Source organism: Microcoleus sp. B4-D4, from assembly GCF_036705185.1.
Taxonomy (GTDB): Bacteria; Cyanobacteriota; Cyanobacteriia; order Cyanobacteriales; family Microcoleaceae; genus Microcoleus.
The window spans coordinates 67,451-83,772 of the sequence record NZ_JAUBTX010000009.1 but is presented as its reverse complement, the minus strand read 5'-3'; the positions used below and the strand labels follow the sequence as shown (position 1 = coordinate 83,772).

The following is a 16,322-nucleotide window of genomic DNA, read 5'->3' as shown; positions in this document are numbered from 1 at the left end:
ATCGGACTCAAACTAACGCACCCTACAACTTAATTTAACCCTGCTGCTGAACAACAGGGTTAATCTGACTTTTCGGGAATGTAATCTGCGGCTTCAATTGTCGGACAACTTCGTCAAACGGCACAATTCGGACTTGATTGTTAAACACATTTACTTGATAAACTCTGCGGTAGTTGAGGTCAAATCCAGTCAGCCAGCCGCTTTTGGGATGATAAGCACCCGTGTCAATATCCAACCACCCTTGGCCCCTGACTAATTCTCCAGGCCTCACACCCTCAAAGGTAAAGGTGATCGTGTGACCGGTAATAATTAATTTGTTGGGAAAATACGGTTTCGATATCGTGTGAAATTCTTTGCGAATCCAGCACAGTTGTTCGCTAGACTGTTCGTTAATTGGCATAGCCGGATGCACGCCGGCGTGTACCAGCCAGATATCGCCTAAGTCAATGTACGTAGGGAGCGATCGCAGCCAATCTAAGTGTTTGTACGGCATCATCCCTGTCTCTTTGTAGCTGGCGACTGTCGCCTCCCCGCCACTGTACATCCAAAATTGCCACGCCCGCATATCCACCTGCGGCCCCGACAAAGCCTCCAGCATTAGTTGTTCGTGGTTTCCCAGCAGAGTTTGGTAGGGGCTGTGCTGCACAAAATCTAATACCTGAGCGCTTTTGGGCCCGCGATCGATTAAATCTCCCAAAAAATAAACGCGATCCTTCAAGCTCGGGGCAAGTGCCTCTAGCAAGAGCATTAAGCCGTCGTAATGCCCGTGTACGTCCCCGATAACAATGCGTCGGTACTCCACTGTGTTTATCCGCTTCCCTGACTCAAAACCCCAATTACTTGCTTATACCATCTGATTTTGATGCTATTTCCTTCATTCTTTAGGGAGGAGGGGTCTCACCCATTATAGTCCTTGCGATCGAGATTCAGTAATTTTCCCTAATATCTGTTTGCCTTGCTACAGATAGCAAAACTGGCAAGCTTTTCATTGCGTTTCTGCAACTGTTATTACTGAGTCAATCTATTTTAGATACTTCGACTTCGCTCAGTACGAGTTTTAGATTTTAGATACTTCGACTTCGCTCAGTACGAGTTTTAGATTTTAGATTTTAGATTTACTCGACAGTTATTTGTCGATCGATTGACTCGAAAATAACTCACTTCTGTAGGGTGCGTCAGTCAAGACCTATCTATATAAATCAAAAATAATCCTAGCTGACGCACCCTACAATACCACGATCGAGCGTTAACAAATCTCACTGAGTCAAAGCTCTGAGAAAAGTCTGAAGTTCTGCCAAAAAACTTTTCTTTTTTAGCGGTTTAACAGGTGCGTTGGAATTTGGATCGACGGTTCCCAAAGCTTTGTTTAAAATCCGCTCTAAATCGTCTCCGACGGGTTTTTGGGCGGTTTCAGAAATTAGTTCGTATTCGTCATTTGTTTCCAGCCAAACTTGCCAGGGTTGCGGGTAACAGCGGAATAAAGCCGCATTGTCTAGGGGCCTGATGTAGTAGGAGGATTCGATTTTGTTGAGGAATCGATCGCGCAATTGGCGGGCTGCATAGCCTATACCTATAGTAGCAACATCTTCGAGTCGCGGGTTGAGTATAATTACCGGACGCCCCCCCGTCGCTAAGTAGAGTTTTTCGACTTGCGCCACTTCTACCGCCGCCGGATTCACTAACAAAAACAGTTCGTCTTCCGGTGCTATTTTCTCTTCAATAGGGGTGCGGCTGCTACCCAAATCAGTCACTTTAAACAGTGTTTCTCCCCAGTCGCGACGGGCGAGGGCCGCCGCACCGGTATCGGGAAAAAAGACTTTGACTCCAGAGTGAATTTCCTCAAATTCTGGGAGAAATTGTTGGGCGATAGACTGTGCTTGCAGTGCTATTTCGGGAAATACTAATTCGACTTGCAGGAGATTTTTGCCGTCCGAGAGGGCGGCGGCTGTTGCAATGCGCGATTGGGCGATCGCCTCGTTGAGATCCTTTGGCAGTTCTGTCATCAATCTTAATTATTTTTACTCGACTTCTCTCACTTTAATTTTACCGCAATAAGCTAATCAACACTAACATTTTATATCAAACAATCATGCAACCATGAGTGAGGTGCGCTTCAGACCAGCCCCAACAAACACTTTAAATGTGCAAGCGTTTAAGCTACAAAAGCTAACACTGACACGGGTGAGCCTGAGCCTCCCAACAAACGTAATATTCCGATAACCAAAGTGATATCAGTAGCAGGTAACAAGTGGAGATTTGCTAGATTTTCCAGCACTATTCGCTGCTTTCCCAATACCATTTTGTTAACCGCAAAACTTTCATCTTGTCCTGGATCTACTCCGTGGGTATCGGTTCCTATTCCAGCGACTGAGCGTTCTTCCAGCAAAAATTGAGTTGCTGCTTTGCCAAATCCGGGAAAGTGGCAAATTCCGCCTGCATCTGGATTGAAAAATGCTTGCTTGTTATCCCATTTTTCTTGCCACCCAGTATACAATAAAACGATCTTTCCCGGTTCTATAAGTTTGTGCTGTTGTTCCCAATTTAATATATCACTTACAGTTAAAGTGTAGTCTGGATTGGCAACAGTTGCCTCGCGGATGTCGATCGCAATTGCGGGCGAAACTAGCGACTGTGGCGCATAACTATCAACACTCGCGCCTGCTGGATCGAAGCTGTTGGGTGCGTTGATGTGAGTGCCGCTGTGTTCTCCTATTGAAAATTTTCTCAGGAAATAGCCGTGTTTTTCTATTTGAGATACGGTTTCAAATGCGATCGCCGGATCTCCGGGCCAGATGGGAATATTTGGATGAATTGCATGGGTTAAGTCGATAATTTGCCTGTAGGCGATCGTTTTTAAATTGTTTGAGTTAAAGTTGTTTGTCATCGGCAAAAATGAAGAATTTCGGCGGTTGAAAGCGCTCCTTGTCAAGCACAAATGAATCGGCAGTTGAAACCGCTCCTTGTCAAGCGAAGTCCACTTCTAGCGGACTAAAAGCTAGCTGACAATTCGATCGAGCGCAGCTTCCATCACGTCCTTGGTTTGCCCGGAAACAGTATACACCAAAGCTTCTCGATAAACTCTCCCGGCGGGGTGCTGGATACCGTTAGCCGCACCGCCGGAAACTACAACTGCTGCGTGCCCGCAACGCACCGCTAAGTCAATGGCTGCGGCTCGGAGCGCTAATTGTTCTGCTTTTGAGCTATGTTGAGATTGTCGGAAATTCTGTTTTAGCCGATCGAGCTTTTGCTCCAATTTTTGGCAAGCCGTCGCTATCACAGGCGAATCTTTAGCAGTCGCCACTGTTGCAATTACATCCAATCCCGATCGAATACAGCCAAAAGTAGCCGGCACAGAATTCAGGATATTTTTGCTGTCGTTTTCGGCTATCCACCCGACAGGTTTAACCGAAATTATTTCCGATTCATGCAGCAACCAATTATCGAGAGTTGCTGTCACAGTATTAGTCGAGTTCATGGCGATTAACTGCATGATTTCGCTGACAGCTATTTTACCATATTCACGATCGATATTGGCAAAAGGTAGCACACCAAAAACCGCGCGATTGTCTGGAAGTAGCGCAGCCACAATAAACTTTTGAAACAAGCCAAAACCTGTAATCCAAGGAATATTCCCCGACAGTAAATAGCCATCCTTTGTGGGAGTTGCGGTGACTGCCGGTTTGCCCGTTAGCGAAGCCCTCGAAGAGGATCGCCTTAAATGCGAAAACCCAACACCTAAGCGTAACCCTTTTTGGGCGACGATCGCGCCCAAGTATCTACTTTTTAGCATTTCATTGTCGCTGCTGGCAATCATCGCAGTTGCGCTGTGGTGCTGAGTTTGCAGGAAAGACAAAGCGCCGGAATATCGAGCCGTCAATTCCTGATATTGGTAAAAAAGCTCCGGTGGAATGTCCGCGCCGCCCCATTTTTGCGGAACTCGCAACGCTAAGAGCGATCGACTTTCCAACCCAGCAACTGCTATTTTCAGCGCTTCCGAGTCGCCGTCGATAACTTCGGCGCGGGGTACAACACACTCTTTGAGATAACTTTTTGTGCTGTGGAGAATTTCTTCAAAATCCATTTTTCATGATTGTTTTAAAATTGGCCTTACTATTATTTCAGAAAGCCCCACAACTAATACAAAATCTGAGCCACCCCTTTTATGATTCGGCGGTTGAAACCGCCAGAAAGTCAAACGATGTCGGCGCCGACTGGTTCATAAAGGGGAGCCCAAACCCGGATTTGGTATATAGGGGTTCTCAAGCGTGGTGAGCTATGCCCTATGCCCTATGCCCTATGCCCTATGCCCACGAGAGCACCTCATCTTTCTGAGAAATTCTATAACTTATTTCCACACTTTCCAAGGAGCCTTCCCTTCATCCCAAAGTTCGTTTAAATACTTGTATTCTCGGTAAGTATCCATTGCAAAGAAAAAGCCCTCGTGACGGTAAGCCATCAACTGTCCCTCTGCCGCCAAACGCTGCATCGGCTCCTGTTCTAAAACACAATCATCCCCATCCAAATACTCAAATACCCGGCGGTTAAACACAATATATCCAACACTAATCCAGCCGTCTATTTGAGGTTTTTCAGTAAATTCTACTACGCGGCTATCGCTGTCTACATCCAAAATTCCAAAGCGCGAAATCGGGCGAAATGTAGTCACAGTTGCTAGCTTACCGTGAGACTTGTGAAACTCCATCAATTTATCAATATTGACATCAGCAACTCCATCACCATATGTCACCATGAAATTCTCGTCATCGATATATTTTTCGATCCGTTTCACCCGTCCTCCCGTCAAGCTTTCTGCGCCAGTGTCAGCCAGCGTTACATTAAAATCTTGTTCGTGATGTTCCTCATGATAGGTAATGCTATTTTTGCGTCCCAGACAGACAGTAAAGTCATTGTTCATAGCTTCATAATTGAGGAAATATTCCTTAATCATGTTCCCGCGATAGCCCAAGCACACAATGAAGTTTTGGAAGCCATAGTAGGCATAGATTTTCATGATGTGCCAAATAATCGGACGCCCGCCGACATCAACTAAAGGTTTTGGACGAAATTCTGTTTCTTCTCTGAGACGAGTACCGAGGCCGCCAGCGAGGATAACTACTTGCATTTTTCCACCTTTTGAAAGCTCATCAATTAATGTATCATCAATTATTTGTATTTTTTCTAAATAATTATTAACATTTTTTCGCGGTTAGTGAAGCTTTGTGAAGCGCAGAAATCATCCCCTATGCTCAATAATTCTAGGGTAAGTACCGCTAACCTTAAATTTATGAATAATCGCCATCGCAGTAATTCTAGGGCGATGCACCGCGCACCGTATATTAAAATGCTGCGCGCAATTCTTAACTAACTAATGGTAAAATATGAAGTAGAAAAAAAATAGTATATAACTCTGCAAATGAACATAATAAACAGCAATGAGAACTCAATTTGATCGTCTCAAACAGTTTTTAGGTATCCTAGGCGCGATCGCCTCAATAACAATCTTATTCCAATCGGCAATACCTGATGTTTACGCCACGGTTATTGGGTCGGAAATTTCCAGCATACCACAAACCACTCTAGCTTTTGTGCCTAGCATACCGGGCGGCGGATTGGATGTTCACGAAGCCGCAGGAGGACATACTTTAGAAAGACACGTTGGCAAAACAGAAGCACAACTAGCACAGCGACTCGCAAGCGAAACGAGAATTTCTGCCGCATCTTCCTTTACTGACCGTTCCGTCGCCGAAGCGGCCATTGCGGAAGCAATGAACAGAAACCAAAGTGCGATCGACTCCTGGGTTAAAAGTCGAGGAAATCGTTATACGATCGACTATAACGCCAACAGAATAATTGGCATTACTTTGCGTCGCCGCGCATCGAAAGCAACTTCAGCATCTCGCCTGAAAATCGTCCTCCAGCGCAGTGCCAAATTACCTCCCGGATACTTTATTCTCACAGCTTATCCCGAATGATCAATCAATTTCCTAATTTAACCCAATTTTTCAGTTCCTACTTTCACCAAGACTGGCCGCTAGAAGCTGACACTCCCAGCGATGTAGTGAACAACTACCTGAGCAGCGAACCTGCCGAAAGTGTTGAAGCCGCATCGCAAGAACTCAGAAAACTGCTAGAAATGCCGATCGCCCCAGCCGACTTAGAAACATTCATCCTCGATGAATTAGGCTGTTACTATGACCCACAATCGGAAAATCAAACAGTCAGAGAATGGCTGGAATCCGTGCAAAAATCTTTGACGAATCCACATAATTCGGCGGTTTAAACCGCCGAATTATACTCGTTCCCGGCTCTGCCTGGGAACGCATATCTGGAGGCTCTGCCGACCTTTTCGTTTAACTGTCTGGCGGTTTCAACCGCCATATTACCTAATCGTCAACACATAACCTTCATGAACCTTGAAATTAGAAATAACATAATTAAAGTTATTTCCCCCAACCGCAACAGTGTCTTCTTTGACAGTAATAAGTTTTGGCACAGCGCCTTCTAGATTGTTGGGAATTTTCTCTAATTTCAGAGTAATCTTTTGATTTTTTTCAATACCTAATTGCCGCAAATTTGCCAGCGTCAAGGTAACGGTTGTGGCCGAGGAATAATTGCGATCGAAATAACCTAAAAGTACCTGTGCTTTACCTTCAGGAGTTGACTTGCTGGCTAAAGCGACAAGGCGATCGTTATCCGATCGGCTCAGGACCCGCGAATTCACTCCGTCAGCATAAGCTTTGTATGTCCACCAAGCGGCTCTAGGCTCAAAAGTATTAGGCGTAACCATCCCGCTCAGCGTATTGTTGAAGCAATTGCTAACTTTTTGAACTCCGGTTGTATCCCAACAAGCCCTACAAGCACCATCAGCTTTTGCATACTCCAAGTTATACAAATAACCTAAAATTTCCCCCGGCTGATATTGAGCTAATTCCCCAACAATTTCGTTAACGTAAATTTTTTGCAATTTCAGTTCCCTGTAAAAAGGACTTTGTTGAAAATTGCGTTTGGCATCGATTACGTGGTCGTCCACAAATAAAATTATCGTATCGTTGAGTTCGTGCCAAGCTAGGAAATTTACTTCTAGTTTGTTGGCTTTGCAGTAATCCAAAAAGGCGGCGAGGTATTCTTTGTTGTAAGTGCTAATGCTCGGCCCGCCAATCACGGCTGTTGGCCCCAATTCTTCCCGCAAAATTTTGTAAGCTCTTTTGTAGGTTTCAAAGAATTGTTCTCTGCTACCATTCCAAAATGGATTTTTTAAATCGGGTTCATTCCATACATCCCAAATAATTTTTTTGCCTTTATTTTGCTGGGCTAACTGTCGGATGAATGCTTCCCACGCGGGGTAGTTTTGATAGGGCCACCCATTGGGATTGCTACCGTAGCCCCAGAGGTCGCTAACTAATAGTTGAAACTCGGCTCCGCTGGCAATTACTCGATCGTAAATGTCTAGTCTTCCCGCGCGCCACAGCTTCGGCTGCAAGGGTTTGATTAAGTTGTCTGGGGGCTTGCTGGGGTCGATGCCGTGCAAAATGCCGCTCATGGACGTTATACCGACGGCTGGTTGTCCAAAATCTACTGTGATGTTCGATCGCATTTGGGCGATCGCTCTTTGCTGCCCAAAATAGGCGATTAACAGCATAGTTACCACCGCCAAGCAAATTGGCAGCAGCTTGTTAATAGGTTTGAACTTGAAGGTGAATTGCATATTGTATTTGCTGGCGAAGTGAACAACAGGAAGCAATGACAAACCTTAGTAAGTTTGTAGTGAGGACTTCAGTCCTTCCTAAAAGATTTTAGATAAGAAAGACTTGCATTTTTTACCACAAGCCAAGAAAGAATGCAAGTTATTACTACCAACTAACAAGGACTTGCATTCTTTAATGCGAACCATTTTTTAGACATGGTAACGCACAAAGTCTTAACGAACAGACAAGGCAACTTCAAAACCCTGGATTGATGCTATCAATTCTTGCCAAGCTTCAGAATCAACTAGCGAGTAAGTATCGAGTTTAACACCCTTTTCTGAAGATAAGACCACAAAATTTGTAATCCAACTCAAAATAGTTTCCGTTGTAAACAGCGGCGTGCATTTCCATGATAACTGCAACTTCTCCACCATCCCGGACATATCTCCGCGATCGAAAGCTTGCCATGCCTGCCATACTAAATAATAGTAATTTAGCATACTGTCAACTTGCTGAATCTGCTTTTGGACTTTTGGAGCGAGCGCAAATTTATCTCGATTGCTGCTAGCAGATAAGACTTCTGCGATAACTTCTGCGTATTCCACAAGCATCCGTTCTTCCTTGAACATTTCTGCAGCCCGCAGTTTGCAAGCTTGTCCTGCAAGCCTCCGCAATTCGGGGTTTTGTGCCCAGAGTTCTATCGTTTCTGCTAACTCTCGCGCTGTCTGTTTCGGGTCAATTTTGGGATCGGCGATTAACTTTCCGGTGTCTCCCAACTCTTCGGGAATACCGCTGACTGCTGTAGCAATTACGGGCAGTTCTTTCGCCATTGCTTCCATAATTGCGAGCGGCATTCCTTCGGATTCGGAAGATAAAATAAAGATGTCGCTGGCGTCCAACCAATCGGCAATATCCCACCGCTGTCCTAAGAATTTAACTTGTTCGGTGACTCCTAATTCGCTAACAGTTGCTGTCAATTCCGGCTCCATATTGTCGTGAGTGGTAGAACCGGGGCCGGCCCACACAAAGTATAGCTGCGGCCAAATTGGCAGATTTTTCAGTTGGGCGATCGCCTGCAATTGATACTGATATCCTTTAATTGGAGTCAGTCTCGCCGCCGTGAAACAAACCACAGCTTCTTCGGGGATGCCTTGTTCTCGGCGCAAGCGCTGGCGGTTGGAAAGATTGGGCGGTTCAAAATAACTGTCCGGCCTGCCGTAATAAATAACTTTTCCCTGTTCCAGAGGTGTTTTAAACAAACTCTTGAACAAGTTTAAATTTTCGTGGGAAACAGCGATTACGGATTTGGCTAAATCGTACTGATAGGCGACTGCATCGAAATAGGGAACTTGATCGCCACGGTTGAAATGTTGATAAGTGCGATCGATATAACCGAGAGTAATTACATAAGGTATGTTTTGCTTGATCGCCACTTGTTTCGCAGCAAAATTTGCGATCGGCCAGCCATCGCTAAAGATAATTAAATCCGGTTGAGCTTCTGCATAAATTCTTTCAGCATCCGCACAATTGTAAGCAATTCGCAAAAACTCCTTCATCGTGTCGAACTCCAGCCAAATATGCTCGATACCTAGCTGCTGCTGTTCGGTAATTAAAGGATTAGAAGTTTTAGTTTGTACGCTAGTAACTCGGTAGCCGTCGGCTGCTAATTTGCAAAGCAGCGAGTGGTTGAATTGCGCTAAACCGCCGATTCCGTGGTCTTCTGCGTACAGGAGTACGTGCCTTCCCAATTGACGGGAACTTGAACTAGGGGCTGATTTAAATTGATAGGTATTGTTGACAGCCTCTACAACTATCTCTTGCCATTCTGGTAAATTGGTCAAGGCATAAGCATCAAAACTATTGCTGTATTCTTCCGAAGAAACTCTAAAAGTTTCCAACCATTTGAAAACAGTTTCCGAGCCAGTAAAAGGAGTATAGTACAGCGATTTTTGCAGACACTCGACCATCTCTGCCAAATATCCGTCGCGGTACATCCGCCACGCTATCCACACTAAACATTTGTAACGTTCTGCCTTTTTTAATTTGCGAATGCGATCGGGCAAATCGGGTCTGGCGAAAAATTGCTCCATCACAATTTCCATACTTTTCATCACTTTTTGCCCGCCGGACATCAAATTTTTATCGTGCTGGCGGTAGCAGGTTAATACCTCTTTCAACCAAGCACATTTGCAGCCTTTTAAAGTCAAACGCAAAGCAAAATCTAAATCTTCGGTTGGCGGAAAGCGAGGGTCAAAACCGCCCAGACGTTCCCACCACTCGCGTCGCAGCATCATCGCGCTGGGACGCACGCTTTTGTAAAGAACAAAGGTTTCTAAATCTAAGTTGGGCGAGTCTTCCCAAGGGACGGATGCGTAGATATCTTTTCCGGTTTCATCAACCATCAACCAGCCGTTTTGTACCATCCCTAAAGAGGGGTCAGCTTCAAAACAAGCAATTTGTTTTGCAAGTTTTTCTGGCAGAAAAAAGTCGTCAGCATCCAGAAAAGCTAAAAATTCGCCTCTGGCAATCTCGCAAGCGCGATTCCGAGCTATTGCTGCTCCTTGATTTTCCTGATAGACGTACTGAATTACATCGCGGTAAGCATCTAAAACTTGGCGAGTGTTGTCTGTAGAACCGTCGTCTACGACTATGATTTCCCAGTCTTGGTAAGTTTGATCGATCGCGCTTTCTAAGGCATTCACAATGTAGCGTTCGCAGTTGTATGCCGGGATAATGACGCTGACTCTGGGTGTTTTTGAGGAAAGTATGCTAGCCATTAACTTTTTCCAGTTCGATAAATTTCTTAATATTTCAAAGTCGATTGTACGTCGGTAAACTAGGGCAATAGAAGCCAGACGTTGGAGCCAATTTGTGACTGTTTTTTTTGCTGGATAGGGACTGTAGCGGAGAGATTTTTGAAAAAAATCAACCGCCTCAACTGGATAGTTACTATAGTACAATTGCCACGCCATCCAAGTCAATGCTTCGTAGAAAGCCGGATTTTCTAATTCGCGGATGTGCTGCGGTAAATCGGGGTTGGCGAAAAATTGCTGTTTTAAGGTAATAAAAAGATTTGCTTGTTTCAGGGCTTTTTTGATTGATACATTTTTGTCGTGCTGGCGGTAGGATACTGTGATTTGAGGGAGCCAAGCTGCTTCGCAACCCAGCACTGCTAAACGCAGCACTAAATCTGAATCGTCTACTGAATCAAACTCTGAGTTAAACCCGCCGGCAATTTCCAGCCACTGGCGCGAAAACATCATGGCGCTGGGAAGTACGGGCATTTGTACTATCCAAGTTTCTAAGTTTAATTTGGGGAAATACAGCCAAGGTGTGATGTCGGAAATTGCATCGCCTTGCTCGTTAACTAAACGCCAGCCACTGTTGACAATTCCTAATGATGGTGAGGAGCGAAACAGTGCTATTTGTGCGGCTAATTTATCGGGTAAAAAGAAGTCATCTTGATCTAAAAATGCTATAAATTCGCCTTTTGCTTCCTGAATTCCTCGGTTGCGGGCGGCTGCTACTCCTCGATTTTCTTGATATACATAGCGAATTTTGTCCAGATAAGGCTGCAATACCTGATGTGTCTCATCTGTGGAACCGTCGTCTACAACGATAATTTCCAAATTTGTAAAAGTTTGCCCGATCGCGCTTTCTACTGCTTGCGCGATGTAGCGATCGCCATTATATGCTGGTATAATTACGCTGACTAGCGGTGTTTGATTAACTGTTGACATTATTTGATTCGCTTTTAAGTATAAGGAAAAAGTCATTGGTCATTAGTCATTGGTCATTGGTCATTAGTCATTGGTCATTAGCGCGAACGTCCCCGCTCGCGAACTTTATTAGTCATTGGTGATTAGTCATTGGTGATTAGTTATTGGTTATTGGTCATCAGGAAGAGGCAAGCAGGAAGAAAAATACATCACAATATCGATCGCGATCCGTATTTGGCGTTTGATTAAGTGGATTTACTTAACTGGTTGCTATTTTAGTGTAATCTAAATTGGTTTTTCTTCTACTTTTGTGCAAATTCACTTAAAGTTCGATCGCACAAATGCCCAGCAGGCGCTCCGGTATTTACAGTAAAGCAGATGTCTGTGCACAATCTGGAAATTAGACAGGTTTTGCTCTACAATCATACAGGTCATTATTACTCAACAGGAACGCGGTAAGTGAATTCAGAAACAGCAGCGCTTGATTTGCAACAACAGGCAGAAATATATTTAGCTTTTGGGAAGTTGGAGGAGGCGATCGCACTTTGCCACCAAATTCTCGCATCGCACCCCGATTCTGCCGAGACTTGCAAAACCCTAGGGAAGGCGCTGCAAGCTCAGGGCAATCTAGAAGACGCAAAGTATTGGTATAAAGTTGCGATCGCCCACAAACCCGATTTTGCCGAAGCTTTTGCTAACCTCGGCACGCTCAGCGCTAGTTTGCAACAGTGGCAAGAGGCGATCGCCTTTTACCAAAAAGCTATCTCCCTGCAACCCGGATGTGCAGGATTTTACCGCAATTTGAGCCGCATATTTACCCAACTCGGTCAACCAGAAAAAGCAGCAGACTGCTCCTATCAAGCACTCATGGTGGAACCGATAGAAACAGCCTCAGAATATCTAGATTTAGGTAATATTTTATTGGCGCAAAATAAAATTCAAAAAGCCATAATTTGTTATCGTCGCACCATTTATTTAAACCCTAGTTTTTGCGAAGCTTACTGCCAATTAGCCGAAGCAGCCACCGAGCTAAAACATTGGGATGAAGCTATTTTAAGCTACCATCAAGCTATTAAAATTCAACCAGATATTTCGGAATTTCATTACAAACTCGGAAGAGTTTTTCAAGAGAAACAACTCTGGAACGAAGCCGAAAAAGCCTATCGCGAAAGTATTGAATTGAATCCGAATTCATTTTGGTGTTATTTTAATTTAGGCGCAGTTTTGCTAGAGCTAGAGCAATGGCAAGAAGCTTTAATTGTCTACCGCACGGCTGTTGAAATTAACCCTGATTTTTCCTGGTCTTACTACAGCATCGGCGAAGCTTGCGGCAAATTAGAAAAATGGTCGGAATCCGCCGCAGCCTACCAGCAGGCTGTTGACTTAGATCCGAATTGTTCTGGCTTTTTTCACAAGTTGGGAGAGGCGCTTTTTCAACTCGAAAAATGGTCGGAAGCTGCCACAGCCTACGAAAGCGCGATCGCCCTTAATTCCGATTTTTTTTGGTCTCATTATAACTTAGCTTTGACTTTAGTTAAACTCCAGGATTGGTTGGCTGCAACCTTCGCCTACCAGCGGGCGATCGAACTCAATCCAGATTTTTTTTGGACTTACCACAATTTAGGAGAAACGCTGTTGAAAACCCAGCAGTGGAAAGCAGCCGCTACCGCTTATGAGCGTGCCATTGAACTCAACCCAAATTTTGCTTGGTCTTATTACAATCTAGGCGATGCTTTGACTGAAATGCACGACTGGAATAAGGCTGTTTCCGCTTACCTTTGCGCCTTACAAATCGAGCCTTCTCTCCCAAAAATTTACGCCAAGTTAGCCGCCGCTTTGAGCGAAAGAACTCCAGCAAATTTAGACTCCGCAACCAGCTACTATCACCACGAATTGCAACCGCTGCACTCTCCAGAATTTTACTGCGAAACCGCCCAAAAGTTTGTTGATGGCGATCGGCTTGACGCAGCGATTGTTTTGTACTTGATGGCATTAGAAATTCGGCCGGAAGATGCAGCAATATCTGCAAAATTAGCGCAAATATTGGATCAAAAACATCAAAGTGGCGATCGCAGTCTATTATTAGAGTTGGAAATTGACGATATTCGCGATCGCTACATTGCCCGAGTCGTCAAAAATCAGACTTTTGCAGAAGTCGGCGGCTTGTGGGGAACCGTCAACGAAAAAGTATCTGTAGCAAGCAAATACGGTGCAGTTTCTCTAACAATGATTGATGTCACCCCCACATCACAAGAAATTTGGCAAGATTTTCGCGATCGCATGGCAAGTTTAAATATTGCTAATTATAATTGTATCAGTCGAGATATAACTCAGATTCAGCCCGCAGAAATTGGCGAACCTTACGGTGTAGTCCACTGTGCAGGAGTTTTGTACCATCACCCCCACCCTTTGCAAATTTTAATGAGCTTGCGTCAAATAACAGGGCAGTATTTAATCTTAACTTCAGCTATTACCCAAGAAGTTATAGAAAACGAGCGGGGGCGCTACGAAATTCCAGCTTCTGGGGTAATCTTCATTCCCGCTTTGAGCGAAGCAGAACGCTCTATATTAGCAGCTTACTGGCAGCAATACACCTACGGCACACCAATTCTTGGAGTAATTGAGAAAGCAGTTTTTGACATCAACGACTTTGGGCCGTGGTGGTGGTTGCCTACAGCTTCTGCTTTAGAATCTATGTGCAAAGTAGCTGGATTTAAGGTTTTAAATAAAGGATTGACTTGGTACAATAACGCTTTGACTCTGCTGCTGGAGGTTTGAAGATTGGTAAACGAAGACTCACAGTAATTGCACAAAGCAAACGGCTAAAAAACTGGTTTATGAGCGAATTATTCGTTTTATTTATCCAATCTTCTTACTAAGAAATTGTTTTTATATGAGTAAAAGTTAAGTTTAGCCACCCCAAGATGGTGAGGAATTTCTTAATTACTGAAAACATTCCTAAAAACTTAATTCTTCCTGCTTTCCTGTTCCTTTTATTTTTTTCTTGTTCCTTCTTCCTTCTTCCGACGGACATCGGACTTACATCGGACTTACATCCGTTACATCCGTTACATCCCGTACATTGCTCGTTGCCGAACTTCCTTCTTCCTTCTTCCTGATGACTAATGCCTGATCGCTCACCACAACAAAAACGGATCGCGCGTGCGATCCAATCTTATTGTTTTCAATCCATCGGACACGAGATTACCAATAACGAATAACCAATAACGAATAACGAATAACCAATAACGAATAACGAATAACCAATAACCAATAACCAATAACCAATAACCAATAACCAATAACCAATAACGAATAACCAATAACCAATAACCAATAACCAATAACCAATAACCAATAACCAATAACCAATAACCAATAACCAATAACTTTATAGTGAGGAAATAATCAATGAATAATCACCCACCAGAGATAAAATTAGGAAACATTTTAGTAGTAGACGATACGCCAGAAAACCTGCGCCTGTTGTCTACGATGTTGACTCATCGGGGGTACGCGCCCCGCTGCGTGATTAACGGGCAAATGGCTCTCAGAGCCTGCAATTCCAATCCTCCAGATTTGATTTTGCTCGACATCATGATGCCGGAAATGAACGGCTACGAAGTCTGTCAGCACCTGAAATCCGAAGAAAAAACTCGGGAAATTCCCGTAATTTTTATCAGTGCTAAAGATGAAGTATTCGACAAAGTAAACGCTTTTGCTGTGGGAGCAGTTGACTACATTAGCAAGCCGTTTCAGTTTGAAGAAGTGCTCGCACGCATCGAAAGTCATCTCACCTTGCGGAATTTACAAAAACAGCTAATACAACAAAATGTGCTGCTTCAAGAAGAAATCAGCAGCCGCTTGGAAGTCGAAAAAAATCTTTACGAAAAAAATCAAATTTTACAAGAAGAAATCAGCCACCGCCTCGCCGTTGAAAAAGCTCTACAAGAGCAAAATTTGTTGCTTCAAAAAGAGATTGCAAACCGCCAGCGCGCCGAATCTGCTCTATTAAAATCAAACCAAGAATTGGCGCGCTCAAATGCGGAACTAGAACAATTTGCTTATGTGGCTTCTCACGACTTGCAAGCGCCTTTAGGAACCATTGCTAGCTACGCTCAACTTTTAGAAAAGCGCTACAAAGACCAACTCGATGACCAAGCTAGTAAGTTTATCGGCAATATTGTTCAGGGCTGCACGAGAATGCAAACCTTAATTGACGATTTGCTGGAATATTCGCGAGTTGGCCGGAGTCAGAAACCTTTTGAACCGACAGATTGCGATCGCGCACTCCAGCAAGCAATCGCAAACCTGCAAGGGGCGATTCGCGACACTCAAGCAGTTGTTAGTTACAGCGAATTACCAACGGTAATGGGGGATTTTTCTCAGCTAGTACAGCTTTTTCAAAATTTAGTTAGCAATGCGATTAAATATCGCCACGATGCACCGCCTGCGGTTCATATTACTGCTAGTCAACAAGATGAAAATTGGTTATTTTCGGTCTCGGACAATGGAATTGGGATTGCTGTGAAGCATCAAGAACGCATCTTTCAAATTTTCCAGCGCTTGCACACTCAAAGAGAATACTCTGGTACAGGTATTGGTTTAGCAATTTGTCAAAAGATTGTGCAGCGTCACGGCGGATGTATTTGGGTGGAGTCTGAACCTAGTCAAGGTTCAAATTTTCATTTTACTATTGCTTAATCGAGACATGATGCAGGTATTTATGTGAAACTTAGAAGGCAGGCTAAACTTAATTGATTCCGCTATTTTAAGGCAAAAACTAGAATGTATAAGTTAAATTTTAGGTTGAGATTAAAAATGTTTTGCGTTGACAGCGGAGTAATTTTGTGATATGATTATAAATCTTCAAGACGTTTTTGTAGCGATCGCTTACAGCACAATCTCACACCGCCCA

General features: G+C 44.0%; 11 protein-coding genes. 4 read left to right on the top strand and 7 right to left on the bottom strand.

Annotation, left to right across the window (positions count from 1 at the left end):
• Positions 1-34: 34 nt before the first annotated feature.
• The 5 genes from QUB13_RS10545 to rfbF all read right to left on the bottom strand — a co-directional run bounded on the left by QUB13_RS10545 (position 35) and on the right by rfbF (position 5,122).
• Positions 35-802, bottom strand: coding sequence for a metallophosphoesterase family protein (locus QUB13_RS10545; protein ID WP_194069461.1), 768 nt, complete (start codon positions 800-802; stop codon positions 35-37).
• Between the two features lie 454 nt (positions 803-1,256).
• Complete coding sequence (locus QUB13_RS10540; RefSeq protein WP_333380442.1) at positions 1,257-2,003, bottom strand: DUF1995 family protein; 747 nt, start codon at positions 2,001-2,003, stop codon at positions 1,257-1,259.
• A 149-nt stretch (positions 2,004-2,152) separates the two neighbouring features.
• The gene (locus QUB13_RS10535; protein WP_333380441.1) at positions 2,153-2,884 is read right to left on the bottom strand and encodes a cyclase family protein; all 732 of its coding nucleotides are present in this window, start codon (positions 2,882-2,884) and stop codon (positions 2,153-2,155) included.
• A gap of 111 nt (positions 2,885-2,995) precedes the next feature.
• A complete protein-coding gene (locus QUB13_RS10530; RefSeq protein WP_333380440.1) occupies positions 2,996-4,081 on the bottom strand; it encodes an acyl-CoA dehydrogenase family protein in 1,086 nt (361 codons plus the stop codon).
• A gap of 264 nt (positions 4,082-4,345) precedes the next feature.
• Positions 4,346-5,122, bottom strand: coding sequence for a glucose-1-phosphate cytidylyltransferase (gene rfbF, locus QUB13_RS10525; protein WP_333380439.1), 777 nt, complete (start codon positions 5,120-5,122; stop codon positions 4,346-4,348).
• Positions 5,123-5,432: 310 nt separating this feature from the next.
• On the opposite strand from rfbF, the gene QUB13_RS10520 reads away from it, so the two are divergent.
• The gene (locus tag QUB13_RS10520) at positions 5,433-5,972 is read left to right on the top strand and encodes an RNase A-like domain-containing protein (protein WP_333380438.1); all 540 of its coding nucleotides are present in this window, start codon (positions 5,433-5,435) and stop codon (positions 5,970-5,972) included.
• On the top strand, positions 5,969-6,280 hold the full coding sequence (locus tag QUB13_RS10515; RefSeq protein ID WP_333380437.1) for a contact-dependent growth inhibition system immunity protein: 312 nt from the start codon (positions 5,969-5,971) through the stop codon (positions 6,278-6,280). The genes QUB13_RS10520 and QUB13_RS10515 overlap by 4 nt, the downstream gene beginning before the upstream one ends.
• A gap of 99 nt (positions 6,281-6,379) precedes the next feature.
• Here the strand turns inward: QUB13_RS10515 and QUB13_RS10510 are convergent, their stop codons facing one another.
• Together QUB13_RS10510 and QUB13_RS10505 are read right to left on the bottom strand one after the other, a co-directional pair.
• Positions 6,380-7,705, bottom strand: a complete 1,326-nt coding sequence (locus QUB13_RS10510; RefSeq protein WP_333380436.1) for a GH39 family glycosyl hydrolase — start codon at positions 7,703-7,705, stop codon at positions 6,380-6,382.
• A gap of 213 nt (positions 7,706-7,918) precedes the next feature.
• Positions 7,919-11,425: a glycosyltransferase gene (locus QUB13_RS10505; RefSeq protein ID WP_333380435.1), complete on the bottom strand. Its 3,507-nt coding sequence runs from the start codon at positions 11,423-11,425 to the stop codon at positions 7,919-7,921.
• 438 nt (positions 11,426-11,863) lie between these two features.
• On the opposite strand from QUB13_RS10505, the gene QUB13_RS10500 reads away from it, so the two are divergent.
• A complete protein-coding gene (locus QUB13_RS10500; protein ID WP_333380434.1) occupies positions 11,864-14,182 on the top strand; it encodes a tetratricopeptide repeat protein in 2,319 nt (772 codons plus the stop codon).
• Between the two features lie 633 nt (positions 14,183-14,815).
• The gene (locus QUB13_RS10495; RefSeq protein WP_333380433.1) at positions 14,816-16,108 is read left to right on the top strand and encodes a response regulator; all 1,293 of its coding nucleotides are present in this window, start codon (positions 14,816-14,818) and stop codon (positions 16,106-16,108) included.
• The last annotated feature ends 214 nt before the right edge of the window (positions 16,109-16,322 follow it).

What these genes read in the sequence shown, in the direction of transcription:
- QUB13_RS10495 (WP_333380433.1), top strand. Translation starts at nt 14,816, where the DNA reads ATGAATAATCACCCACCAGAGATAAAATTAGGAAACATTTTAGTAGTA.
- QUB13_RS10505 (WP_333380435.1), bottom strand. Translation starts at nt 11,425, where the DNA reads ATGTCAACAGTTAATCAAACACCGCTAGTCAGCGTAATTATACCAGCA.
- rfbF (WP_333380439.1), bottom strand. Translation starts at nt 5,122, where the DNA reads ATGCAAGTAGTTATCCTCGCTGGCGGCCTCGGTACTCGTCTCAGAGAA.
- QUB13_RS10535 (WP_333380441.1), bottom strand. Translation starts at nt 2,884, where the DNA reads ATGACAAACAACTTTAACTCAAACAATTTAAAAACGATCGCCTACAGG.
- QUB13_RS10515 (WP_333380437.1), top strand. Translation starts at nt 5,969, where the DNA reads ATGATCAATCAATTTCCTAATTTAACCCAATTTTTCAGTTCCTACTTT.
- QUB13_RS10530 (WP_333380440.1), bottom strand. Translation starts at nt 4,081, where the DNA reads ATGGATTTTGAAGAAATTCTCCACAGCACAAAAAGTTATCTCAAAGAG.
- QUB13_RS10540 (WP_333380442.1), bottom strand. Translation starts at nt 2,003, where the DNA reads ATGACAGAACTGCCAAAGGATCTCAACGAGGCGATCGCCCAATCGCGC.
- QUB13_RS10510 (WP_333380436.1), bottom strand. Translation starts at nt 7,705, where the DNA reads ATGCAATTCACCTTCAAGTTCAAACCTATTAACAAGCTGCTGCCAATT.
- QUB13_RS10520 (WP_333380438.1), top strand. Translation starts at nt 5,433, where the DNA reads ATGAGAACTCAATTTGATCGTCTCAAACAGTTTTTAGGTATCCTAGGC.